The 25,752-nt window shown below is 45.0% G+C and carries 19 protein-coding genes; 5 read left to right on the top strand and 14 right to left on the bottom strand.

Annotated elements, in window-relative coordinates; translation table 11 throughout:
- A partial coding sequence (locus KI743_RS14535) for an Ig-like domain-containing protein (RefSeq protein ID WP_285466957.1) occupies positions 1–1,240 on the bottom strand: 1,240 nt, incomplete at its 3' end.
- A gap of 387 nt (positions 1,241–1,627) precedes the next feature.
- On the opposite strand from KI743_RS14535, the gene KI743_RS14530 reads away from it, so the two are divergent.
- The 4 genes from KI743_RS14530 to KI743_RS14515 all read left to right on the top strand — a co-directional run bounded on the left by KI743_RS14530 (position 1,628) and on the right by KI743_RS14515 (position 6,241).
- On the top strand, positions 1,628–2,941 hold the full coding sequence (locus KI743_RS14530) for a TolC family outer membrane protein (RefSeq protein ID WP_306416877.1): 1,314 nt from the start codon (positions 1,628–1,630) through the stop codon (positions 2,939–2,941).
- Positions 2,942–2,944: 3 nt separating this feature from the next.
- A complete protein-coding gene (locus tag KI743_RS14525; protein WP_285466956.1) occupies positions 2,945–3,562 on the top strand; it encodes an OmpA family protein in 618 nt (205 codons plus the stop codon).
- A 136-nt stretch (positions 3,563–3,698) separates the two neighbouring features.
- The gene (locus KI743_RS14520) at positions 3,699–4,049 is read left to right on the top strand and encodes a DUF2750 domain-containing protein (RefSeq protein ID WP_032549144.1); all 351 of its coding nucleotides are present in this window, start codon (positions 3,699–3,701) and stop codon (positions 4,047–4,049) included.
- A 350-nt stretch (positions 4,050–4,399) separates the two neighbouring features.
- Positions 4,400–6,241 (top strand): diguanylate cyclase, encoded by a 1,842-nt coding sequence (locus KI743_RS14515; protein ID WP_306416876.1) that lies wholly within the window; start codon positions 4,400–4,402, stop codon positions 6,239–6,241.
- Here the strand turns inward: KI743_RS14515 and queC are convergent.
- Both queC and queE read right to left on the bottom strand, forming a co-directional pair.
- On the bottom strand, positions 6,201–6,896 hold the full coding sequence (queC, locus tag KI743_RS14510) for a 7-cyano-7-deazaguanine synthase QueC (protein ID WP_285466955.1): 696 nt from the start codon (positions 6,894–6,896) through the stop codon (positions 6,201–6,203). The genes KI743_RS14515 and queC overlap by 41 nt on opposite strands.
- A gap of 29 nt (positions 6,897–6,925) precedes the next feature.
- On the bottom strand, positions 6,926–7,594 hold the full coding sequence (gene queE / locus KI743_RS14505) for a 7-carboxy-7-deazaguanine synthase QueE (protein ID WP_152468634.1): 669 nt from the start codon (positions 7,592–7,594) through the stop codon (positions 6,926–6,928).
- 189 nt (positions 7,595–7,783) lie between these two features.
- Here queE and KI743_RS14500 point away from each other — a divergent pair, with 189 nt between their 5' ends.
- Complete coding sequence (locus KI743_RS14500) at positions 7,784–8,593, top strand: Cof-type HAD-IIB family hydrolase (protein WP_285466954.1); 810 nt, start codon at positions 7,784–7,786, stop codon at positions 8,591–8,593.
- Between the two features lie 87 nt (positions 8,594–8,680).
- On the opposite strand, the gene KI743_RS14495 is transcribed toward KI743_RS14500, so the two are convergent.
- From KI743_RS14495 to KI743_RS14445, 11 genes are all read right to left on the bottom strand, one after another.
- Positions 8,681–10,072: an NUDIX domain-containing protein gene (locus KI743_RS14495; RefSeq protein WP_373417835.1), complete on the bottom strand. Its 1,392-nt coding sequence runs from the start codon at positions 10,070–10,072 to the stop codon at positions 8,681–8,683.
- 97 nt (positions 10,073–10,169) lie between these two features.
- Entirely contained in the window at positions 10,170–10,649 is a 480-nt protein-coding gene (locus tag KI743_RS14490) for an N-acetyltransferase (protein ID WP_285466952.1), read from the bottom strand.
- 178 nt (positions 10,650–10,827) lie between these two features.
- Positions 10,828–11,457, bottom strand: coding sequence for a hypothetical protein (locus KI743_RS14485; protein ID WP_285466951.1), 630 nt, complete (start codon positions 11,455–11,457; stop codon positions 10,828–10,830).
- A gap of 13 nt (positions 11,458–11,470) precedes the next feature.
- Positions 11,471–12,478 carry a DUF4747 family protein gene (locus KI743_RS14480; RefSeq protein ID WP_285466950.1) on the bottom strand — a complete coding sequence of 336 codons (1,008 nt, stop codon included), beginning with the start codon at positions 12,476–12,478 and terminating at the stop codon, positions 11,471–11,473.
- A gap of 566 nt (positions 12,479–13,044) precedes the next feature.
- Entirely contained in the window at positions 13,045–14,928 is a 1,884-nt protein-coding gene (locus KI743_RS14475; protein ID WP_285466958.1) for a propionyl-CoA synthetase, read from the bottom strand.
- Positions 14,929–15,139: 211 nt separating this feature from the next.
- Complete coding sequence (prpF, locus tag KI743_RS14470; RefSeq protein WP_285466949.1) at positions 15,140–16,312, bottom strand: 2-methylaconitate cis-trans isomerase PrpF; 1,173 nt, start codon at positions 16,310–16,312, stop codon at positions 15,140–15,142.
- Between the two features lie 9 nt (positions 16,313–16,321).
- The gene (gene acnD, locus KI743_RS14465; RefSeq protein ID WP_285466948.1) at positions 16,322–18,937 is read right to left on the bottom strand and encodes a Fe/S-dependent 2-methylisocitrate dehydratase AcnD; all 2,616 of its coding nucleotides are present in this window, start codon (positions 18,935–18,937) and stop codon (positions 16,322–16,324) included.
- Positions 18,938–19,052: 115 nt separating this feature from the next.
- Positions 19,053–20,225, bottom strand: a complete 1,173-nt coding sequence (gene prpC / locus KI743_RS14460) for a 2-methylcitrate synthase (RefSeq protein ID WP_285466947.1) — start codon at positions 20,223–20,225, stop codon at positions 19,053–19,055.
- Positions 20,226–20,419: 194 nt separating this feature from the next.
- The gene (prpB, locus tag KI743_RS14455) at positions 20,420–21,319 is read right to left on the bottom strand and encodes a methylisocitrate lyase (protein WP_285466946.1); all 900 of its coding nucleotides are present in this window, start codon (positions 21,317–21,319) and stop codon (positions 20,420–20,422) included.
- 111 nt (positions 21,320–21,430) lie between these two features.
- On the bottom strand, positions 21,431–22,153 hold the full coding sequence (locus KI743_RS14450) for a GntR family transcriptional regulator (protein ID WP_285466945.1): 723 nt from the start codon (positions 22,151–22,153) through the stop codon (positions 21,431–21,433).
- 412 nt (positions 22,154–22,565) lie between these two features.
- The gene (locus tag KI743_RS14445; protein ID WP_285466944.1) at positions 22,566–25,745 is read right to left on the bottom strand and encodes an HD domain-containing phosphohydrolase; all 3,180 of its coding nucleotides are present in this window, start codon (positions 25,743–25,745) and stop codon (positions 22,566–22,568) included.
- Positions 25,746–25,752: the final 7 nt, after the last annotated feature.

Raw genomic sequence — 25,752 nt, 5'->3', positions numbered from 1 at the left:
TGTAGGTCCAGTTGCCGTTTGCATCAACAGTCACGGAACCGTTAGACGGATCGCTACCTTTTGAAAAGCTTAAAGAATCGTTATCGCCATCGGATGCAGAGAGAGAGCCACTAACTGGGGTATCTTCATCAGTAGTTACAGCGACGCTGTCGCCTAGTGGGTCGCCGTTACCATCAACAAGCGTTGGGGTATCGTTAACTGGTGTCACACCAACATTCACCGTCAGTGTATCAGTACCACCTTGGCCGTCAGACACAATAACTGTGAAGCTGTCGTTACCGTTATAGTCAGCATTTGGTGTGTAAGTCCAGTCGCCGTTTGCATCAACAGTCACTGAACCATTAGACGGATCGCTGCCTTTTGAAAAGCTTAGAGAGTCGTTGTCGCCATCAGATGCAGAAAGTGAGCCGCTAACTGCCGTATCTTCATCGGTTGTTACTGAAACACTATCGCCCAATGGATCACCGTTACCATCAACAATCGCTGGGGTGTCGTTGACAGGGGTAACGTCAACGTTAACTGTGATGGTATCTGTACCACCTTGGCCATCAGATACAACAACTGTGAAGCTATCACTTCCGTTATAGTCAGCATTAGGTGTATACGTCCAACTGCCATCTTCCTCAATAACAAGCTGACCGTTTTGAGGAGCCTCTCCCATTGAAAAAGTGACCGCGTCACCATCAGCATCTGTCGCTTCTAGTTGGCCACTAACGGAGGTATCTTCATTTGTAGAAATAGTAAGCGTGTCACTGACTGAAGAGCCATTAAAACTAACTATGTCTGGCGCATTGTTTTGAGAGGCAAAAGCACGGAACGAATCTAACAGCGTAAGGCTTTGAGTTTCAGATAGTCCTAAAGACTCAAATCCAGAAGTAACAAACTCTGTTTCAGGGATAGTTTCTTCGCCGTCACGTTCAATGGTTCCGCTATTTGTTAGACTAGAACCACTTACACCAGCGGCGGTAGCAAACTCATCACCGAGCTGTGTTGGATCCGCGCCTTCTTCTAACGCAGCGAAAATGTTTTCGATTTCAGCATCAAGTTCAATCTCAATGTCTTCTTCAAATCGTTTAACAGACAGACTTGGCTGTGAAGATTCATTTTGACTTTCTAAAATCAAATCGCCTGGCTGCAGTGCTTCGCCAGCTTCTAAAACACGAACCTTGCCGTCAAGGCCTATAACAATACGTTGTCCAGCACCTAGTGCGCCTACTAGGCTTAAAATTGTCATATCCATATTTACCCCTAAACCCACTTTTCAAGTGGTGTGTCAAAAATGCGACACATAAAAAATGCTAATTAGATAAAATATAACACCTATGCGCAGTCGATTCATAGTCGACACCCATTCATTTAACAAAATCAGATACAGACTAATGACAAAGATCACATCAAATGGTAGTCTGAATGCTCTAAACATAGATATAAGTTATTGTGTTTCCAGATATTAAAGAAGATGGTAACTGGTAAGATTTGTTCAGTTTTGACGTATCAAAATCGACACTAAACCCAAATTCAAACCTTCTGATTTTTGCTAAAACATGCTTATCTATCGTTATTTTTTTGGCGCTATGTTTAGCCACCTAATTCAGCATTATTTGTTTGTAATATGGACACTACGGAGATGTCAGTGAATAAGATTAAAACTGCAACATGTGGGCTTGCTGTCCTCTTAAGTTTACCTTCATACGGTCAAACCCTAGAGCAGGCGGTTGCATTTACTCTTGAGAACAATCCTGAGATCAAAAGTGCTTACAATGAGTACATCAGTAAGCGTTATCTCAACGATGCTTCTGGAGGTGCTTATAGGCCAAGTATCGACCTAGACGCTGGCATTGGCTATGAGCATACTGATCTCGCGTCGAACTCAGATACCACCGATCTCACCCGTAAGGAAGCAACCATTACGCTCACGCAATTAATATGGGATGGTTCCAATACACTCAATGATATCGACCGTACAGCAGCTGATGCAGAGTCAGTACGCTACCAATTACTTGCAACCGCTCAAGATACTGCACTGGAAGTAACCAAGATTTATCTCGATGCAGTAAAAGCATACGAAGTACTTTCTCTTTCTGAAAGTAACCTAGCGACTCACAAAGATATCTATCGAGACATTAAAAAGCGTGTAGATTCCGGTATTGGATCTACCGCAGACATGTCGCAAGTTGAGGCTCGTATAGCTAAAGCTCACGGTAATTTACTCGCAGCTCAAAATAACCTGTTCGATACACACACGCAGTTCAAGCGAATTACAGGTCAAAAACCACTTGGGCTGACTTTCCCAAGGGCTGATTCAGCAGCAATCCCTTACACAATTGACAGCGCACTTGAGCTTGCGTTTCAAACGCACCCGGTCATTCAAATTGCTCGTGCAGACGTTGATTCTGCCAAGTTTCAATATAAGCAATCAAAAAGTACTAACTACCCAACCGTATCCGTTGAAGCAGCACAGACATGGCGAGATGATGCCGGTGGCACAGAAGGCAGTAGCGATGAGTTTTCAGCGATGCTTCGACTTAGATACAACCTCTATAATGGCGGTGCCGACCAAGACAGAGCTGAAAGTGCCGCTTATCAGCTCAATAAAGCGAAAGACCTAAGAGAGAGAAGCTACAGAAATGTAGAAGAGAGCTTAAGGCTATCTTGGAGTGCGCTTGATTTAACAGTTCAACAGAAGGAATTTCTATCTGACCACGTTGATTCGGCGTCTGATACTGTAATTTCTTATGAAAAACAATACCGTATAGGTAAACGTACACTCCTTGATTTGCTCAACACTGAAAACGAACTCTTTGAAGCACGTAAAGATTACCTCGATGCTAAATATGATGAGCAGTATGCGAAATACAGAGTAATGAACGCCTCTGGAAACCTACTCGCTGCTCTACGTGTACAAACGCCTGAAGAATGGCATGAAGAAGTGGAGTACTAAGCAATGAACAAATCTAGCATTTTCTCTGCTTTGATCATGGTGATGTCCTCATCCACCATAGCTCAGCAGTTTGACGACGAATATGCCTACTTACCGACGCCAAAACCAGAGCAAATCTACGACTTGCAAGATGATGACAATGACGGCGTTATCAATGCTCGTGATCTTTGTCCTGGAACGCCTGTTGGTGCCGAAATTGATAATGACGGTTGTGGCTCATATTTTGAATCGTCTGAGCAGAAGCAGCTACATATCTTGTTTGCGAATAACTCGACTGAAATAAACCCAGCGTTCTTGAACCAGATCCGTCAAATGGCCTCCTTTTTGAAACGCTATGAAACCACGACTATCCAATTGCAAGGCTACGCGAGTAAAACAGGTAATGCAGAGCATAACTTAATGCTGTCAAAAGAACGTGCTGCTAATGTGCGTCGAGCTCTGATCAGCAATGGTATCGCTCCATCACGAATTAATATTGTCGGCTATGGTGATTCAGCTTCAGGGGGAATCAACCAAGACAACATTAGTCATGCACTCAATCGTAAAGTGGTGGCATCGGTGGCTGGGTTTAAGGGGCACATTAAAGAAGAGTGGCACATCTTTACTAAGATAGAAAAGTAACCTTCATACCCAAGTAGCTTAAAGGCTTAATACTCTGAAATAAACCATTAAAGGCATTGGTTATCCCATTTAAGCCATGTACCTAAGACGGCGTTAATGGTAACCTTGCCCCGTTATCAATATAGAGAACTATTTCATGAGCAAACTAACAGCTGATACTCAAGCAAACCTTGATCTATTCGTTTCTGAATCAAAAGAAACTAAACTTGTATGGGGCCTTCGTAACGAAGAAGGTTGGCTAGCATGTGACTCTACTGAATTTGAAAATAGCGAAGTTATGCCTTTCTGGTCTTCAAAAGAAGATGCTCAAACGCACAACGTAGAAGAGTGGGCTGATTTCGAAGTACTAGAAATCCCTCTTGATATCTTCGTTGAAGATTGGCTACTAACGCTAGCTGAAGATGGTGTACTAGTTGGCGTTAACTGGAATGCGTCTCTAGAAGGCAAAGAACTAGAACCTTCTGACCTAGCTAAGCTATACATCTAAATCATAAGAAATGGTCGCTCAACAGCGGCCATTTTTTATCTGCTTTTTAAGCTCTAGCCATACTCCAAACTTGGACAGAGATTTCACTCACACATTTCTATCCACTTCTCACGGATAATTTGAACCAAGATCAAACCAAATTTAGAATGACGTTCTTTATCTAGTTCAGACTCTCATCTGTGATTCGCCTATTTTCTTTATTCTTAATTATCTTCATAAGCTTACCTGCCAAATCTGAAATTGATAGGACAGGTGCTGATATTCAAATTCACTTAGGCGAAACTCCTAACTCTGACTGGAATGTCCTGTATCTTTCGACACTAAACACTGATTCAGCTCGAGCCTTCAATATGCTTAAGGCACGATACGCCAGTGCTGAATCTGACGGTGAAAAACTATATATTTCTGCCCTCCTCTACACCTACATGAAACGTCACAATCAACCTTTCTACGGAGGGAGTTCAGGCGATGAAAATTACCAAGCGTTAGAGGTGAAATTTATCGAAGCGTTATCCTTAGATGGTCAGGGACAATATCAAACAGCTCAGCAAGGATTCATTCAACTGCTTAGACAGATGAAAGCCCAAAGTGACGAAACAGGTAAGCTGCTACTGAAGTACCAGCTTTGTCGCTCATTCAATGAACAATCTCGCTATCATCAAGCCAATTACTACTGCTCGGTACTTGAGGCAGACATCAACGATATTGCAGACCCTATCGTACCCAAATCTATCGCTTATCGCGTCATCGCCAACAATCAGTACTTCAGAAGCGATTACCAAGCAGCCCTCAACACCTATATGACCTTAATTGAGTCATTTCCTAAAGGGCAAGACATATCTGGAATCTACAATGATTTGGGTAACCTTTTCAAAGAGATGAAACAATTTGATCAATCAGAACAATACTTGAAAGCAGCCCTCAACTTACGCCTCAGTGCTTCTGATCTTATGAAAGCACAGGTTCGCCACAGTCTCGCTAAACTCTATATGGCTCAGTCTAGCTACGACCTAGCTATCTCACAGTTCCTTCAAGCTAAGACATTGCTCTATTCTTCTGGTCACAACTACGGCACGGCCATGACGACATTAGGCTTAGGAAAAGCATATACCGCAACCCAACAATACCCTATAGCACGAGCATACCTCACTGAGTCTTTGAGCCTCGCTACCGAACTCAATAACGATGTAATGCGCATTCAAGCCTACCTCGCCATTAGCGAAATGTTCGAAGAGCAGGAGCTATTGAGTGAAGCATTTGATTACGCCGAGCGCGCCTTGATACTTGCGAGACAAGTTGAACGAGAAAGCTATATAGCTGACGTATATCAGCAGCTATCGAAGCTTTACCGGACTCAAGAAGATTACCAACAAGCACTCTTCTACTATGAGCAATATGCGCAATCTCAAATCGCGACTCGCAATACAGATAACCGGTTAGCACTAGAGGCATTGAGCTTAGCGCACAATCAATATGAACAAGAGCTAGAGAGCTCTCAGCTACGCAATCAACATGACCTTAACCAACTTCAAATAGAGAAAATGCAACAGCAAAAGCTGATGTATAACGCCATTGTTCTATTACTTGTTGTCACAGCTAGCCTCACATTTTACTCGAATAAGAAAATACGCCGCAAAGCTTCCATCGACTCAATGACCAAGGCCTACAGTCGTGCAGAAATCATTAAGCGAGTGAAAGAGACTAAAGCGTCTTCAAAAGCGAATAAACAACACGTATTAGTTCTATTGGATCTAGACAGGTTCAAGACGATTAATGATCAGTTTGGCCACCCTACCGGCGATCGCGCTTTGGTTCATGTTAGCCATCAGATCGTTAAGCATCTAAACAAAGGAGAGCTATTGGGGCGTCTTGGTGGGGAAGAGTTTCTCATTCTGCTAAAAGATACCAATATCGAAGATGTGCGTGAGCGCGTTGAAGAGATCCACTACGCTATTTCCACTAGTGAATTTCTGTCAGAATCAAAAAAGCCACTCACGATTACTGCAAGCTTCGCCTATTTGGCGACGCAGAAATCACTGAGTGACTTTGATATTCTCTATTCAGTGCTTGACCAAGCACTGTATCAAGCAAAAGCGAATGGAAGAAACTGCATCATTGATGCGTATAACGACCCCATCGCTGCTAATAGCTTTAGCGATTCAGCGATTGCTTACGAACCAGTTCAGCCATGATTTGCTCGCGATTCTCAAGATAGTCGTTGAGCCCTACTTTACGCAGCTCGCACGCAGGGCAATCACCACAACCGTCGCCAATTACGCCGTTGTAGCATGTCAGAGTTTTACTACGAACAAGCTCAAGCGCCGAGTACTGGTCTGCAAGCGCCCAAGTTTCCGCTTTGTTCAGCCACATAAGCGGAGTCTTGATATCCAGCTCTCTGTCCATACCTTGTACAAGCGCAGAGTTCATCGCCTTGACAAAATCATTACGGCAATCAGGATAACCAGAAAAGTCAGTTTCACAAACACCAGTGATCACCGCTTGAGCACCGATTTGGTACGCATAGATACCCGCCAACGTTAGAAACAGGATATTGCGGCCTGGTACGAATGAGTTTGGCAAGCCATTCTCTTGCAGTTCATGAGATACAGGGATGTCATCGCGCGTCAGTGAGCTAATCGCAAGCTCATTCAATAACGTCACATCCATAACCTTGTGCGCTTTTACTCCAAGCTCTTTTGCTAGGCTCTGCGCAACTTCGATTTCTAATCGATGACGTTGGCCATAGTCAAAAGTGATCGCATGAACTTCATCATACTCTTTCAGAGCTTGAACCAGACACGTGGTTGAATCTTGTCCACCACTGAATACAACAACTGCTTTCTTCATTTTTATTCCTTTTCGACAATGCTGCTGAGTTACGCAATGCTCAAATATTTGTGCGTTTGAATAGATAGGCGCCAGTTTCGCTCGATACACGTGTCGATACACAACTGCGTCGCACGATCTTTTTGGCTAATCGGCTGCAGTGCAATAACCGTTTCTGAAGAGACCTTCGCACGCTCCAATAGGTGATCAAGTTGGTCGACATCTTTAGACGTACCCACTGGGTGCTTAATTTCATCTGCACGCTGCAGAGCGCTGTCTAAGATTTCTAGCTTCGCTTTCATCGCCACTTTAGGTGACACCGTCACCCAAGTGTTCGCCGTCGCTTTCACTTCTGATGTTCCACTGGTCTCAATTTGGCAGCGGCACCCCATCTTTTCAAAGGCTTCAGTTAAAGGTACAAGATCGTAAATACAAGGTTCACCACCGGTAATCACAATATGTTTAGCATTGAAGCCTTGTTTAACATATTGGTCAACTATGCCTTGAGCATCAACTGAGGACCAAGTTGGTGAGTCTTCTGTTTTCACCATAATATCGCCAAGAGATGTTTCATCTTCAGCAAGGGCTTCCCATGTCTGTTTTGTGTCGCACCAAGAGCAACCGACCGGACAGATTTGCAGGCGTACGAACACCGCTGGAACACCAGTAAAGACACCTTCACCCTGGATGGTTTCAAACATTTCATTAATCTTGTACAACTTTCCCTCAGCTCACATCATTTCGTAAAACAAATTAGGCGGAGACGATAAAGCACTTAAAGGCTTGGGTCAAACAAATGAGTATTACAAAATCCGTTGATCAAAGCCCTAGCTTGCAGTTTCCACTTGCCTTATCCTTGCCAACATTCATTTTTGTTAGCTTTTTATTTTTAGTAAGTAAGGATCCACATGTACAAACTGATTGCTCTGGATATGGATGGCACACTATTAAACAGTGATAAAGTCATCTCTGCAGAGAACAAAGATGCGATTGCCCGAGCTCGTGCAGCAGGCGTAAAAGTTGTATTAGCATCAGGACGCCCACTTGAAGGGATGCAGAGCAAACTCGACGAGTTGAACATCAATGGCGAAGACGACTTTGTCCTTTTCTATAACGGCTCGATGGTACAAAACGTATCAACCAAAGAAGTGATTCATAGCGAAATCAGCCACGGTAAAGCGGCTAAGGAGATTGCTGAACTTGCCCATGAATTGGGTGGATACGTTCATGCATTCAGTAAGGTTCATGGTCTCATCACGCCAGAAAACAACGAATACACAGGCATTGAAGCGCGCATCAACGGCCTAGAAATTACTGAGTTCGATTTTTCTGAACTAGAAGACGATCACGAGATCATCAAAACCATGATTGTCGCAGAGCCGAGCAAACTGACAGAAATCATTGGGAAATTGCCAGAGCAACTTGAATCTCAATTCACGATTGTTCAAAGTGCTCCGTTCTTCCTTGAATTCCTAAACCCTAAATCAAACAAAGGCGTCGGTATCGAAGCCATTGCGAACCATCTTGGCATTCGCTCTGATGAGGTAATTTGTATGGGTGACGCAGAAAACGACCACCATATGCTGGAATACGCTGGCCTTGGTATTGCAATGGAAAATGCGATGGAAGAGACTAAACAGATTGCCAACTACATCACCGCAAGTAATGACGACCACGGTGTAGCTGCGGCTATTAATAAGTTTATCTTTGATAAGTAATCGCGATGCGATGAAAGGCGCTCTAGCCCTTCCTTAAAAACTGAAAAAGGCTGTCTTCACAGCCTTTTTTATTACGCGATGTCGATTCTAAACTCTTTTCCAAGGTAAGCGGAAAGCAACTACACCAACCAGAATCAACAGCGGAAAACGAAGTGTTTCGACAATCAAGGAGCCAATACCGCTAAACGAAACAAAGCTTCCTGCCCAGCTAATTACTCCATTGGTTGCCAAAAGCAGCACAATCACGCCCAGTACAATATTGAATGAGAACTGGCCCACTAAGGGATTAGCGTGAGTTAAAGTGACTAAGCAGGCTATTGTCATTAGAATGGCGACCCAAAATGTAAAAGTGGGCAATGGCCATATGGCGGTTAGAACAATAGAAATAATCGCAAGTCCCCACCAAACCGCCTTGGAACTCAATAACTCACTAATGTTTACATCTGGCTTTGTATCTAATCGAACAATGTGCCAAGTCGCTAGGCCGCCTAAAACCGCACCCATTAAGACATCACTGAAGAACGCACTTCCTGAGTATGCTTTAAATAGTGTAATCCACAACAGACCAATACCGATCCAAGACCACGCTTTTTGGTCGTCGAGCTTTTTAAGCTTCCAAACGACCAGACTGGTAAGACTTACCCAGATAGCCGCCAACATACTTGGAAAACTATAACCACTACTTTCCACCAGCTTTAGCGTTGGAAGGTATGCGTGTGGGCGGGGTAAACCAAAGCCCTGATGAGCAATCAAGGTAAGCAGGGTAACGGAGATAAGCGTAAAGCCAAACTTGAGCGCAAAATTACGGCCAAAATGCCAAGCTATCAAAGGCAAAACAACGATAAATATCCAAGGCTGCGCAATAAGGTCTGTCGCTAGAATGGTATAGCCAATAGTACTTGGCAGTGAGTTAATCGCGTTTTGGAGCATTGCGATGACACCAAGCTCTCCTTGATGAATTTGAGGCGCTGCGGCGACTAACTCAGAAACATAAGTAACAGGCTGTTCGGAAGCGCGGCCAAACATCTCGACAATGGTGTCCCACTGCTCTGGGTAGCGATATTCTTTGGCATCAAGCGTTTCAGGGGCCAGAAGCATAGCGCGGCTTACCTCTACACCGTAATGCGGAGCAAACCAGATTGGCAATTCGAATCCACCGATTTCGTTTTTTATGTCATAGCTGATGATCTCAGAATCAGAAATACAATCAAACACCACGGCACCATCGGTATAGCCAAGCACGTCACCAACAGTAACGGCTAGGCCGGCCTCTTCCCATGTCTCCCTTTGAGCAGCGACATAAGCAGGCTCGCCAGCCACTATAGTGCCACCCGGTAAAGATAATTGACCCGTAATGATCTCATCGACCAAAACAATTTGGTCATCAGCTCTAACTAAACAGAGCGCACCCGCTAGGTTATCGGGCAGTTGTTCTTGAGCCGATACATTCGAGATGCCTAAAATAGAAACCAATATTATGAGGAAGAAACGATATAACAACGAAAGTACCTACAAACAAATAAGAAAATACGAACGAAAACAACGCAGTGTAATGGAGTCACGCACTAAGCGCAGCCTAGCTTTTCACCAAAGACTTTCTCCACCATTGAATGTGCGGTATGAACCCCATTTTTTGATAGAAGTGCTTGGCATTGTCATTAAAGTCCCATACTTCAACGAACACCTGCTTCACCCCATAATCATCAAATGTTCTCTCTAACTTACTGAAAAGCTTCTCGGCAATCGCTTGATTTCGGTACTCAGGCAAAACAAACAATTCATCAATACTGCCCATTTGAACAGGTTTACTCACCGTGGACACCAATTCACAAAAATGTCCGGTGACAAAACCCACTATCAACTGTCCTTTCAAAGCCACATAAACCAAGCATTGAGGATCATCGAGGTATCGAGCGATACTCTTTTCCTGTTCAATCTCCTCAGCAGTCTTAAAGTGCTCCGGGCTAGCGAGATGGTGATAATGATGTAGATCGAACATCATCTCGTTCAGTTGCTCTAGGTCTGAGTTTTGTGCAGCTCTCAATGTTAGGCTCATGATGTAGAGTCTTCTTTTATTTCACAAAATAACACTATAGCCTAGTTTACTTACCCATAGCGACGATACAAGCACAGATACTTGTATCAGCATGTCTAGGGTGTACAATTTGTTCAATTGAAAAATAAAAAAGCCAAAAAGAACCTATAAATAAGGCAGCCATATTGGGCTGCCTTAATCACTTATTATTTCGATGCCTGCGGAGGTAACGTGTCGTCTTTGGTTTTTCTGAGCTTCTGATTTTTTGAATCATACGAGAAGAAACAAATAAGAATGAAACTAATTCTACTGTAATAGCCAAACCGTAAAACAAGGCCCAAAGACTAGCGAATTTAAAATAGTAACTCTCCGGATAAAACTTGTTTACAGCTGCTATGAACATCACCAAAACATATGTCATCAGGGGATAGCCCATATCAACAGGCACAATCTCTGGACCAATCTTCGCCCCGCGCTCTTTTCTTTCTTTTAAAAATGTCAAAAAATCACTAGGCATGATGAACATTAATGCATAAACGCCAATGCCGAAACCCAAAATACTAGGGAATGCCCCTAAGATCGTATCTGCCGGAACCCAAGGCGATTTACAGATTTTTTCAGGAGCAATCAATACAAGACCACTTACGAAAACTAGTGTGTACCATGCTTTACGTAGTATTCTCTTCCACCACTGACCGAACGAGGCAATTTCAACTGTTCCTAACTGGTCTCCCTTGTGAGCGTAAGCATTGCAGATAGCAAAAACCGACCCAAACACCGGAATATCTGAGAGCAATCTATACATCAATGTCGGTTTTTGCTTAACCATTCAATTTCACCTACTATTGGCGCTCTTGTTCTTCAATCGCAAGAAGGCTCTTATTACGAGTCAAAATATCTTCTGAAACTCTTGTCTTCTCTTTGGCTTTTGTTACCAATCTAATAATAGCTATTGCTCTATTCAAAATGCCTTCTGGCTGATTCTGTTCAGGCAATTGCTCACGAACAGGGTGGTCTTCCATATGGTACTTTTTCTTAGTGCCATCTTCTGCAACATAACGAGCTTCCGCATTACCGTACAAAGTTGCTAGCATCATTTGGATCTTAGCAGAACGGGGCAAATCACTCATCAAGCTATCTTTGAAAGCGTTATATTTCGTTTCCCATTTACCTACACTTAAGTCTTTCAGCTCTCGTTCTGCTTGACGAGCTTCTGGGCGTAACTCTTCATTAAGGTCTTCATCCCAGTCATCTGAGTTAGAAAATGTTACTTTGCCTGAAAATGAAGTGATTCCTTGTTTTGGTTCCTCAAAAAACTCTTGAACTGAGTCAGCTGCTGTTAGTTCTTCTATTTCTAGGTTATGCTCTGGGAACAAGCGATGGGCATAACCATCTAACATTTCAGTTAAACCCGCAATTAACGGATTCTTAGTCGGCAAGCCTCTAGTATCATGAATTGCCATAATATGGTTGATAGGATCGAAAACAAATTCTAGTTGGAAGCGTTTACTACTAGTATTCCCTTTAGAACGATATTCAAGCTGACCACTTTCCGTATCTACAAGCTCATTAACGTCATCAAACTTTAAAAAGTATCCATGAACAAGTTTGTTGGGGTTGTTTTTATCTTCACTCGGGTATTCTTTTATACTGACAGAGAAAGGAGCAAAATACATTTCGCCGCGCATTCTCGCTGCAATAGAGCTAAGCTTCAAGCCTTTCTTACGAATCTCAGTAATTTGCTCCCCGATAGCACCAAACAATTTACAATAGCCCTCAACACCAACTTCCTCCGTTTTCTTTGTATCCATTGGAAGTAGTTGAATATTGTAGAATTTAAAGTAAGCCATAGATAACCTTTTATATTAGTTCTAGATATTCCAGCACAATATCTACAACTTACAACCTGTGCAACCAGTTACACTGTTTACAGTGACCTATAGAACATTTTGCACAACACAACTATAAACCAATACTGTATAAAAAACCAGTATCATTCAAACTAGTTTCGAGCGCCCCTTCATCATCAGTTCTTCTAATCGGTGCTCATTACAGCCAATAAATTAGTTGTTAATCTCACGCGAAGCTGGTGTTACCGAATTTACTTTTAGAAAGTTAGAATCACTAGCTCCCTCGAAGACAAACTTTACAACCCAAGCAACATACTCTTCTTCAATGCTATACGACACAGCAGTACTTCAATTTTAGTTTTTTGCTTAACTATCACTCACCCCGTCTGCGGTTTAAACCTGCCTGAGGCACTGCAACTATAAGTGTAAGTGTTCTGCACTATTCGTGCTTACTAGAGACATCCCCAAAAAAAAGGACATCCCACGGGACATCCTCATTTTTTAACTGCATTTTTTGTAAAAGTTTGGTTAGTTCAGTACCTTCTTTACATAACTTAAGAAAAGACCTAATTGTGTAGCGCTTTTTCAATATCTTTAAGGCTAGATGGGTCATCGATTGTTGAAGGCACAACGTACTGCTCTCCATCCGCGATTTGTCGTATCGTCTTACGCAGAATCTTGCCCGAGCGAGTTTTAGGTAGACGCTCAACTACCAGCGCTTGTTTAAAGCAGGCAACCGCACCAATTTCATTTCGAACCTTTCCTACCAACTCTCCTTGAAGCTCAACGTCATCGACTTTCACGCCATCTTTGAGCACCACTAGTCCAAGCGGAAGCTGCCCTTTTAAGTCATCGTGAATTCCCACAACCGCACATTCAGCAATAGCAGGGTGACCACCGACAATCTCTTCCATTTCACCAGTCGACAATCTATGCCCCGCAACGTTAATCACATCGTCGATGCGTCCCATAATGAATAGATAACCCTCTTCATCTAGGTATCCGCCATCGCCAGAAACGTAATAACCGGGGAACTGACTCAAGTAGCCGGATTCGAAGCGATCATGATTGCGCCAAACTGTAGGGAGACAACCCGGTGGCAGAGGGCGCTTAATCGCAACAAAGCCTTGCTGATTTGGTTGAGCCGTTTCTCCTAACTCATCGAGGATCTCAACTTGATAGCCCGGAACAGGTTTAGTTGCTGAGCCGGCTTTCACTGGCATCAGTTCTAAGCCGGTAGGATTACCGGCTATCGCCCAACCTGTCTCGGTCTGCCACCAGTGATCGACAACCGGTTTAGCTGTTTTACTTTCAACCCACTCTAGGGTTGGTGGGTCCAAACGCTCACCCGCCATAAAGATGGTATCAAGTTTTAATAGATCATATTGCTTAAGACACTCACCCTCTGGGTCTTCCTTCTTGATTGCACGAAACGCTGTAGGAGCTGAGAATAAAACGTTCACAGAATACTCTTCACAAACTCGCCAAAACGCGCCCGGATCAGGAGTTCGAACTGGCTTACCTTCAAAAAGAATCGTCGTACAACCGTGGATTAAAGGCGCATAGACAATGTAAGAGTGGCCAACAACCCAACCGACATCAGAAGCAGCCCAGAAAACCCCGTCTTGTGGCATGTTGTAGATAGTACTCATCGAATACTTCATCGCAACCGCATGACCACCATTATCACGTACAACCCCTTTCGGCTTGCCCGTAGTGCCTGAGGTATACAAGATATAAAGAGGATCCGTTGCAAGCACAGGCACACAACCGTGAGGCAGTGAGTCCTCCATCTCCTGCTGCCAATCCAAATCTCGCTCATTCTGTAACTCAGCTTCACATTCAGGTCGTTGAAGCACCAGTACATTTTGTGGCTTCCAGCGACTATCCATGATAGCTCTATCAACCAAAGGCTTGTAAGGAATAACTTTGTTGATTTCGATGCCACACGACGCCGTGATCAGCATCTTAGGCTCGGCGTCCTCAATGCGTACCGCAAGCTCATGAGGGGCAAAACCTCCAAATACCACTGAGTGAATCGCACCGAGTCTCGCACAGGCAAGCATCGCCATCGCCGCTTCCGGAATCATCGGCATATAGATAACCACTCGGTCGCCCTTTTTGACACCCTGAGCCGCTAGCAAGCCGGCGACTTTCGCTACTTGATCGCGCAGCTCCACATAGCTGTAGCGCTTCTTAACGCCTGTTACAGGAGAGTCATAGACCAGCGCAGTGGTATCGCCTCGTCCTTGCTCACAATGGTAATCAAGTGCAAGCCAGCACGTATTCATCACGCCGTCAGCAAACCAGCGCTCGATACCATTGTCATCTTTTTCTAAAATTCGGGTAGGTTCTTCAAACCAGTCAATACACTGAGCTTGGCTTTGCCAGTATTGCTCAGGGTTACGCGTCGCAAAATCATAGGCAGCTTGGTAAGCTCCTGTTTGCATCGCACCTTGGTTTGAAGTTTCAATTGATTGCTCTTTTTGCTCTAGTGTAGAAGACATAACGCCTCCTCCTTGAATTCGTCAGAAAACGATCAGCCGTATACTCGGCTTGTTGACCTTTTGTCTTTACGTGTTATTTCCCATATTGAATAGCTTGTTCTGGTCTTAGCACAGCCAATGCCTTAATAAACAGGCCATGCCAAGACCCAAGCATCTACAATGGACAAGGCACGCGCACTAACCCTTCCATCAGGATCCGAGCACTTCTGCTCATCATGGCTTTCTCTACCGCCCACCCTTTAGGGGTTAACGAAGCACCGGCTCCCACCTTTAACGTTCCAGAAGGGTGTCCAAAAGTAGTAAAATCTCGTTCGCCACCACCTGCAGCGCGATTAACCAGTGTTCCGGATATGGCGGCGGCCGATGCTATGGCAACAGCTGCTGTTCCCATCATGGCGTGGTGCAGTTTGCCCATGGACAGCGCTCTAACCAAGACGTCAATCTCAGCCTCTTCGACCATGTTCCCACTAGATGCTTTATACGGTTTTGGTGGCGATACAAACGCTACCTTCGGCGTGTGCTGACGCAATTGAGCCTCACTAATGTCTTCAATCAAACCCATGGCAACAGCGCCGTGCGCTCGAATCGACTCAAACAGCGCTAAGGCTTTCTCGTCAGAGTTGATGTCTTCTTGCAGTTCGGTTCCTTGATATCCAAGAACGGATGCATCAACAAAGATGGTTGGTATCCCTGCGTTAACCAAACTCACCTCAATACAACCCAATTCAGGAACATCGAGTAGATCAACCGCTTGTCCGGTTGGAAGCACACTCCCCACCTCACCAGCGGGTTCCAGAAAGTCGACCTGAATTTCAGCGGCTGGAAAAGTCACGCCATCTAACTCAAAATCACCGACTTCTTGAACTTGACCATTAATCATTGGTACATGGACAATAATTGTCTTCTCGATATTGGCTTGCCAAACCCGAACTTCAACGACGCCGTTCATTGGGACTCGTTCTGGATCAATTAGACCAGCATGAATGGCATAAGGCCCGATAGCAGCTGATAAGTTGCCACAGTTACCGCTCCAATCAACAAACGGTTTATCAATCGCTACCTGACCAAATAGATAATCGACATCGTGACCGGGTTGTTCACTCTTAGATGCAATCACAACCTTACTGGTACTGGATGTTGCTCCTCCCATGCCGTCTGTCTGTTTGCCGTAAGGATCTGGGCTACCGATAACGCGCATCAGTAACTTGTCTCGATACTCACCGGGCGTTTGCGCACGCTCTGGCAGGTCAACAAGATTAAAGAAAACACCTTTACTAGTGCCGCCTCGCATGTAGGTGGCCGCAATTTTCAATTGATGAATACTCATAATGCCTCCCTACTGAGCCAAAAAGTCTTTGGCAAAGCGTTGAAGTACGCCACCAGCTTGATAGACATGCACTTCGTCTTCGGTATCCAGACGACAAGTCACTGCCACATCCATTCGGCTACCATCCTGACGTGTAATAACCAACGCGAGATCAGCGCCTGGTGTGATATCCCCATGGACATCAAACAGTTCTGTGCCATCTAGCTTGAGCGTATTGCGATTTTCCCCTGCTTTAAATTGCAGTGGCAGCACGCCCATGCCGACTAGGTTGGTGCGGTGGATACGCTCAAAACCTTCAGCAACAATCGCTTCTACACCCGCCAAGCGAACACCTTTAGCAGCCCAATCTCGAGAAGAGCCTTGACCATAGTCGGCCCCAGCAATCACGACCAGCGGTTGCTTTCTGTCCATGTAGGTTTCGATTGCTTCCCACATACGCGTTACCTTGCCTTCAGGTTCGACACGAGCAAGTGAGCCTTGTACCACTTTGCCATTTTCTTGGACCATCTCATTAAAGAGCTTAGGGTTAGCAAAGGTGGCACGTTGCGCCGTTAAGTGATCGCCTCGGTGAGTCGCGTAAGAATTAAAGTCCTCTTCTGGCACATCCATTTTGGCTAAGTACTCACCGGCTGCGCTGCTCGCGAGAATCGCATTAGACGGAGAAAGGTGATCCGTGGTGATGTTGTCACCCAGAATTGCCAGTGGTCGCATTCCTTTCAGCGAACGCTCCCCTGCCAAAGCGCCTTCCCAATATGGAGGACGACGGATATAGGTACTCATCGGGCGCCAATCGTAAAGAGGCTCACTGGCAGACAACCCTTCATCCAACTTAAACATTTGAATGTAGATGTCGTTAAACTGTTGCGGTTTCACGTGCTGCGCTACAACTGCATCGATCTCTTCGTCACTTGGCCATAAGTCGCTCAAATAGATCGGATTGCCCGATGCATCATTGCCAAGGCTGTGCTTCTCAATATCAAAGCGCATTGTCCCTGCAAGCGCATAAGCGACAACCAGTGGAGGAGATGCTAAAAACGCTTGCTTGGCATAAGGGTGAATACGACCATCAAAGTTTCGGTTTCCAGATAGCACCGCTGTCGTGTAAAGATCTCTGTCTATGATTTCTTGTTGAATCTTCGAATCAAGTGCGCCACTCATGCCATTACAGGTCGTACAGGCATAGCCGACAATACCGAAGCCCAGCGTTTCAAGTTCATCCAACAAGCCTGCCGATTCAAGGTAAAGCTTGGCCACTTTCGACCCCGGAGCAAACGAGGTTTTTACCCATGGTTTGCGAACAAGCCCCAACTGGTTGGCTTTTTTAGCGACTAAGCCTGCTGCGACCACATTTCTTGGGTTACTGGTATTGGTACAAGAGGTAATAGCAGCAATGATCACCGCGCCATCTGGCATTTGATCGTCTTCGCTGGCAGTCAGCTCTTCATGGCTGATTCCTTGTTGCTGTAACTCAGAAGTTGGTAGTCGACGATGAGGGTTAGACGGGCCAGCAAGGTTTCGCTCGACCTGCGACAAATCAAACTCAAGCACACGCTCATATTTCGCTGAAGTCATATCATCAGCCCAAAGCCCAACTTGCTTAGCGTAGCGCTCTACCAAGTCGACCTGCTCTGGCTCACGCCCTGTTAGCTTGAGATACTGGATAGTCTGCTCATCGATGTAGAACATACCCGCAGTCGCGCCATACTCCGGAGTCATGTTAGAGATCGTCGCACGGTCACCAATCGACAAAGCTCTCGCCCCTTCCCCGAAAAACTCCAGGTAGCTAGAGACAACACGCTCTTTACGCAAGAATTCAGTAATCGCGAGCACGATATCTGTTGCAGTAATGCCTTCTTGACGCTGACCAGTAAGCTTAACACCCACAATATCCGGTAAACGCATCATTGATGGCCGACCCAGCATCACGGTTTCAGCTTCTAGTCCGCCAACACCAATCGCGATAACGCCTAATGCATCAACGTGAGGAGTATGGCTATCGGTACCGACACAGGTGTCTGGATATGCTAGGCCGTTTTTATTTTGAATAACTGGCGACATCTTCTCAAGGTTGATCTGATGCATGATCCCGTTACCCGCAGGGATAACATTCACATTCTTAAAGGCCGTTTTACACCACTCGATAAAATGGAAGCGGTCTTCATTACGACGCTCCTCAATTGCGCGGTTTTTATCAAATGCGTCATCTTCAAAGCCGGCGTGTTCAACAGCCAATGAGTGGTCAACAATCAGCTGCGTCTCAACCACAGGGTTTACTTTGGCTGGATCGCCGCCCTGATCCGCAATTGCATCTCTCAAGCCTGCGAGATCAACCAATGCAGTTTGGCCAAGGATGTCGTGACAAACAACACGTGCGGGATACCAAGGGAAATCACGCTCTCGTTTTCTTTCGATGATCTGCTCTAGGCTGGCTTGTAGTGAGTCGATATCACAACGTCTTAGAATCTGCTCAGCCAACACTTTAGAGGTGTAAGGTAAGGTGTCGTAGCTACCGGGAGCAAGTTGCTCAACCGCGTCACGTACGTCATAAAATTCAAGGTTAGTTCCCGGCAACACTTTTCGAAACTGATTTCGATACTGCTCACGGTCTTGGGTATATTCGGTCATAATCGCCCCTCCATATTGGGCGTAACTTCACTGCTCGATAAAGGTGGATGACGTCTAAATAGAGCCTGACGACATCCATTGCCGACAGAGCAATCCACTCTGTCTATCGTTACAGTTAACGCAAATGGATAGGCAACCACTCTTGGTGCTCAGGACCCGTGTAGTCTGCACTTGGGCGAATGATACGGTTATTCGCTCTTTGCTCGAACACATGCGCAGCCCAGCCAGTTAGACGGCTCATCACAAAGATCGGAGTGAACAGCTTAGTTGGGATATCCATGAAGTGATACGCCGAGGCATGGAAGAAGTCTGCGTTACAGAACAAACCTTTCTCGCGCTTCATTACCGACTCAACACGCTCTGAAACTGCATACAGTTTAGTGTCACCCACTTCTTCAGAAAGCGCCTTAGACCACTGCTTAATCAAAGCGTTACGTGGATCGCTTTCACGGTAGATAGCGTGACCAAAACCCATGATTTTGTCTTTATTGGCAAGCATCTGCATGATATTGGATTCAGCTTCTTCTGGTGTCTGCCAATCTTGAATCATCTCCATTGCAGCTTCATTCGCACCACCATGCAGAGGGCCTCGTAGTGTGCCAATCGCCGCAGTCACACAAGAGTGAATATCAGACAAGGTCGAAGCACACACGCGCGCCGCAAACGTTGAAGCATTAAACTCATGCTCAGCATAAAGAATAAGTGAACAGTGCATCACCTGCTTATGTAGCTCAGTTGGGGTTTCATCGCTTAGCATTTTCAAGAAGTAGCCGCCGATACACGCTTCACTGTGATCCTCAGTATCTACTCTTACGCCATCGTGGCTAAAGCGATACCAGTAACAGATAATGGCAGGAAACAATGCAAGCATTCGCTCAGTCGCATTAAGCTGCTGAGTAAAGTCTATCTCTTGTTCAATATTACCTAGCATGGAACAACCCGTACGCATCACATCCATTGGATGCGCGTCCGCTGGAATTAACTCAAGCGCTGCTTTTAATGATTCAGGTAAGCCACGTAAGCCAACAAGCTTAGTCTTGTAATCATCAAGCTCTTTCGCATTCGGTAGGTGACCTCTAAGCAGCAGGTACGCCACTTCTTCAAACTGGGCATTATTGGCAAGATCTGTAATGTCGTAACCGCGGTAAGTCAGGCCTGTACCCGATTTACCTACAGTACACAAAGCGGTCTCGCCTGCACTTTGGCCTCGAAGACCCGCGCCGCCGATCGGTGCCTTAGCTGGCGCTTTCTCTTCGACACTTGCTTTGTTGCTCAATGTAGTGGTCATGATGAACTCCTTCTCTGTGTTAGCTGCCTGCACTCTTTGGTGCGTTCTTGATTCAATCCTAAGCGCATATTTCATCCAAAATATAGAGTCACTTGGCTGTTATAGGTCGAGCTAACCGTTTCACGTTATTGGATTAAGTATTCTTAATGTTTCTTTAAATTCGTTATTTCTAATTACGTTACTGAGCCGCTCTATTAGCTCTCGTCACTCGCAAACAGCTGATCAAGCTTATTCTCGTAATCGTGGTAATTCAGGTGCTGGTAAAGCTCTTTACGTGTCTGCATTGAATCTAGCAGCGCCTCTTGATTGCCTTCGACTAACAGGTGTTTGTAGACGTTTTCTGCCGCTTTATTCATCGCTCTAAAGGCGCTCAACGGGTACAGAACCATGTCGACATGAGCCTCTGCCAGTTCTTTGCAGTTGTATAATGGTGTCTGACCAAACTCTGTAATATTGGCCAAGATAGGAACATGACGGCCTGTGGCAGATTGCAGTGCTGTTGAGAACTTCACGTATTGATCAAGCTGATTCATCGCTTCAGGGAAGATCATATCTGCGCCCGCTTCTACACATGCAATTGCACGTTCAATAGCACTATCGATGCCTTCCACGGCCAAAGCGTCTGTTCTCGCCATGATCACAAAGTCGCTGTCTACCCTTGCGTCTGCCGCCGCTTTTACTCGGTCGACCATCTCAGCTTGGCTTACAATGGCTTTGTTGGGACGGTGACCGCATCGTTTTTGCGCCACTTGGTCTTCCATGTGAACCGCCGCGGCGCCAGCTTTTTCCATCGCTTTAATCGTGCGAGCAATATTAAATGCCCCGCCAAAGCCAGTATCAATGTCGACCAACAGAGGCAGGTCACACGCATTGGTAATACGTTCTACATCCACTAACACGTCGTTTAATGTAGTGATGCCTAAATCTGGTAGTCCGTAAGACGCATTGGCAATACCACCTCCTGACAAATAGATAGCCTGATGCCCTAGGTTTTTCGCCATCATGGCGCAATAAGGGTTAATGGTTCCGACGATCTGCAGCGGATGGTTGTTTGCAACCGCTTCACGAAACTTAGCTCCTGGCGATAGATTCATGATTTCTCTCCCTGATGTGTTCGATTTCTGTTGGTGTTACTGCGAACTGGTGCAGTCACCACGCTTTAAATGCTTTATGTTCTTTAAGTAAGAACTTCAGATTCACTCGATTTATTGAGCGTCCTGTTTAACTTGCAATCGCTGCTCGATAAGGCGGCGACTGCCTGATATATGTCTTCTCATCAACATTTCTGCTAACTCTTCATCTCGTTGACTGATTGCTTGCAGAATAAACTTGTGTTCGTTAAGTGCTTCAATAGGGCGTGATTGAGCGCGAGTAGATTGGTAGCGGTACATGCGGAGCAAGTGATATAGCTCATCGCACAAAAGCGCCTCTAACTTACTATTGCGACTCGCTTTGATGATTCGGTAATGGAAGTCAAAGTCACCGTGCTGATGGAAGTAAGATGCGCCATCTACTTGGTCAATGTGCTTTGAGTGAGTCAGTAACAGCCCCTCTAAACCCATTAGCTCTTCAGCTGTGATGTATCTGGCTGCCAATCTCGCTGCCATACCCTCAAGCGCTTCTCGTACGGAATAGAGCTCGATCAGCTTCTCTTCGCAAAGGGTAATTACGCGAGCACCGACATGGGGAATGCGCTCAATCAACCCAAGCCCTTCCACTCTCATCATTGCCTCACGTAGCGGGCCACGACTCACTTCAAATCGCTTAGCCAACTCTGGTTCAGAGATTTTTGCGCCAGGCTCAAGTTCACCACTCACGATGGCTTCAATCAGATACTCCGTCAGACTTGCTGACTTAGTATGCTCTTTGTCGCCCCCTTTTAACTTAGGGTCATCGTTAAGCAAGGTATTTACTGCTGTCGTAGCCATCTTCTTTTCACCCTAATCCTACATATTCATCTCTAATGATTGTTTTTAGAATCGCTCTAATTGTTAACAATCATTCAACATTGATAACAAGATAGCCTGCCAAACTGTCAACAATCAAGCATATTGTCGACAATTTAGACTAAGGTATAGCCCTACACTTTTTATCCAGATCGTATCTTAGAAACACATAATTTATGCTAAACACATGATTTAATTGACCAATATTCATAATCAAGCGTATTTCTAAGCTTTTCGAGGAAAACAGACACTGTCGACAATAGTGTGAGAGTCTGAGTATTGGTCGACAATCTCATGCGTAAAAAGGGTATTTGGAAAAGAAAACCATCAGGTATAGAAAAGGCGCACACTTTGGTACGCCTGTATTTGGGTTGACTGGGGGGGATTGGGAAAGCTAAACCGCTTTTAAGAGAACGTCCTGCTCCATATATTTTTCAATATCTACATTATCGTTCTGCTCTGGTTTTAGATACTCTTGGGCATAACGAATGTGCGTACCACTGGTTAAGAACAGTCTGAATAAATCGATATCTAAATGCTCATCTAACGCCATCTTATACATGATGTCGACAGCCACACTAATAGGCTTGGCTTTCTTATAGGGTCTATCTGCGGCCGTTAACGCCTCAAAAATATCTGAGATAACCAAGATACGTTCAGGAATAGACAAGTCGTCTGCCTTAAGTTTACGCGGGTAACCCGTCCCTTTTAATGTTTCATGATGGGTCGAAGCATAGCGAGGTACGCGGCTGAGCTCTTTAGGGAAAGGAAGATTCTCAAGCATCTTAATGGTACTGATCATATGCTCGTTAATCTTAAAACGGTCTTCTGCCGTTAGCGTGCCACGAGCAATACTCAGATTATAAACCTCTCCTTGGTTATATAAGTACTCAGGTACATCCATTTTAATCCCATGTTTCGGGTCGAACTCAATTGGACGGTCGCGCTTAATAATGTGTTCAGGTTTATCCGATAGCAGCTTCTCTGTAGCAGGTAGATGAGCATTACCCTGCTTATTGAGCTCTTCAATCGGCGATAGACCCAACCTATCATCAAAATGACGCGTCCATGTGATGTCAGCAATCTGCTTGATTCGCTCGACCTTATCTTGACTCATGAATTCACCACCCACGTTCGACGTCGCAATGAATGAGAAGTCATCTTGCAGTTGAGCCTGCGCCACTTTGAGTTGATTATCGATCTCTTCTTGGCTGAATTGACCTTCTAGCTGTTGAGTTAGCGCTTTGATTTGAGCATCACGCCATAACACCTCGAAACGGGTTCGAACCTCATGGATACGGTTATAGTTCGCTTCTAGCTTAGAGCCTTTGTCGACAATATGCTCTGGCGTAGTGATCTTACCGCAATCATGTAACCAAGCTGCAATTCTAAACTCGCGTCGTTCATCATCATTGTTAAACTTAAACGACTTAAATTGACCACTCTCACACTGCTCTGCAGCCTCAGCTAACATCAAGCCTAGCTCTGGTACACGGTTACAGTGCCCTGCTGTATACGCAGATTTGTCATCGATGGCTTGGGCAATGAGTTTAATGAAGGCTTCTACAAACGCCTCTTGCGCTTCTTCGTGTCGTTTAATCTCTTTTGACATATCAACAATCGCTGTCGACAGTTCGTCGATTTCTGAGATACGCGTGTTAACAGGTCTCACACCATCATACTGACGCTCTTTAATCAGATCAGTTTGCGCAATCAGGGTGGTGATTGGATTAACAATTGGCGAACCAAAGCGCCACGCCAATGGTAACAAGCCCAACAGGAACACTCCGGTGATTAATACCGATTTCGCGACCTTGTCCATCACCTGAGCCAGCACGATGCTCTCTGGAACAATCACCGCAAAATACTCATCCCCTTGCTCACGGGTTGGTGTGATGTAGATGTATTTGTCGATGCCCGAAACGTTACGTTTCACCAATTGTCCATGTAGAGCTTCAGTATGAGCAAATTCATACAACTCTAGATACGGAACTCGGCGCATGTCTTCTTTGGCAACCTTCTTGTTAGGGTTCAGCCATTTTTCTTCTAAGTAAGTGCGCTGCTCCGCATTGATGTTCGCAATAGCCAGATTGATGATTTCAACGACATCCTGATCGCCTTTTTGCATCAAGATGTGATAATTGGATGGGAATTGTTCCACCAGCTCCTCAATACCTTCACTGAGCTTCATATCAACCAAAAAGTATTGCTGGATAGCAGATTTAAGAATTGCCGAGCTATCCAAAAAGCCATCAACCTTTCCTGCTTTTAGAGCATGTACGCTGTCGTTAATGTTTGAAAACTCTACCAACTCAATCTGTGGATACTTAGAACGAAATTCCGGAATGATTGACCAACCCGAAAGAATCGCTAAGCGTTTACCATTGAGTTCTTTCAGCGATTCAATCTTGCCTAAGCGCTTATTCGCTACGATTGCAAAAGGCAGTTGGTAAATGGGATCGCTGAACGCCCCTGTCGCATAGCCTTGGTTATTGTTCTGCAATGAGTGCAGCACATCTAATGAGCCGTCGCTGTACTGCTGTAACAACTCATTCCAAGTAAAACCATTGATGAACTCGAACTTAAGCCCAGTTGAGCGGGAGAGCTCTTTGAGTAAGTCAATCGCATAACCTCTTGGCTCACCCGAGATAGCATAATCCATTGGCCCCCAAGCCATCTGGTTTGACACTTTTAATGAGCGCGTGTTCTCGATAAGCTCTCGCTGAGTTTGGGTGAGCTCTAAAGGCACGCCTTGAGGCATCTCGTCTGCAAAGTCCGGTGCTAGATTAGTCGCAGTCACTTCGCCATTACGTCGAAATACAAATGCTTCAACTCCAGTGCTAGCGCCAGAGCTGACTAAAATGCTTTTCATTTTATCGGACAAGGAGGAGAGCAAGACATCAACACCCAGCACTAATTGATGCTCTGATAACTCAACAGAAAAGGTTTGACCTGTGATCTTTAGGTGTTGAAAAAGGTAGGGTTCCGTCTTACTCACCTGCTCTGTCGCACTTTCATACCAAGGACGTTGAGTTGGGAAATAATTGCTGTTTTCTGAGATTTGATGGCGAACGTTAAAGTTTTCATCCAGAAAGTGGGTTTGTTTTAGTCGCTGCTCGCCTTGGTCAAAAATGCGTATTAGAACCCAGCGGTCTTGAGGGGCTGCATTGATTTTCTCTCGAACGATAGGAGAAGACTCAAGGTTGATCAATTGGAAAAAGTTATCGTCCCGCTCCCCTAAATAGACGCTGTAGATTTGCGCATTATTCGACAGCACATCGGCGAAGATCTTCTTGAGTGTCTCTTGATCAAGCCGGTCATCAGTTGCTCTCAGAATCGATGCCAATAACCCTGTTGTGTAACTGCTCTCGCCATCCGAGCTTTTAACATAGTCGCTGATATTATTGGCAATAATAGAATACTTGGTAAGTGTATTCTCTGTGGCGAGCTTGTTGTTGAAATAATACTGCAAAGAGATCGCTAATATTGCAGTGATGATTGTGGCAACGATAAACATGCCACCCACCGTAAACCGAATAGAGAACTTCTTCTCTGCTCCGTAGACCTTATCCATATAGCCA

This window comes from Vibrio sp. D420a (assembly GCF_030248625.1).
GTDB lineage: Bacteria > Pseudomonadota > Gammaproteobacteria > Enterobacterales > Vibrionaceae > Vibrio > Vibrio fortis_A.
The sequence above is the reverse complement of the archived record's forward strand: the minus strand, read 5'-3'. Positions and strand labels throughout refer to the sequence as shown.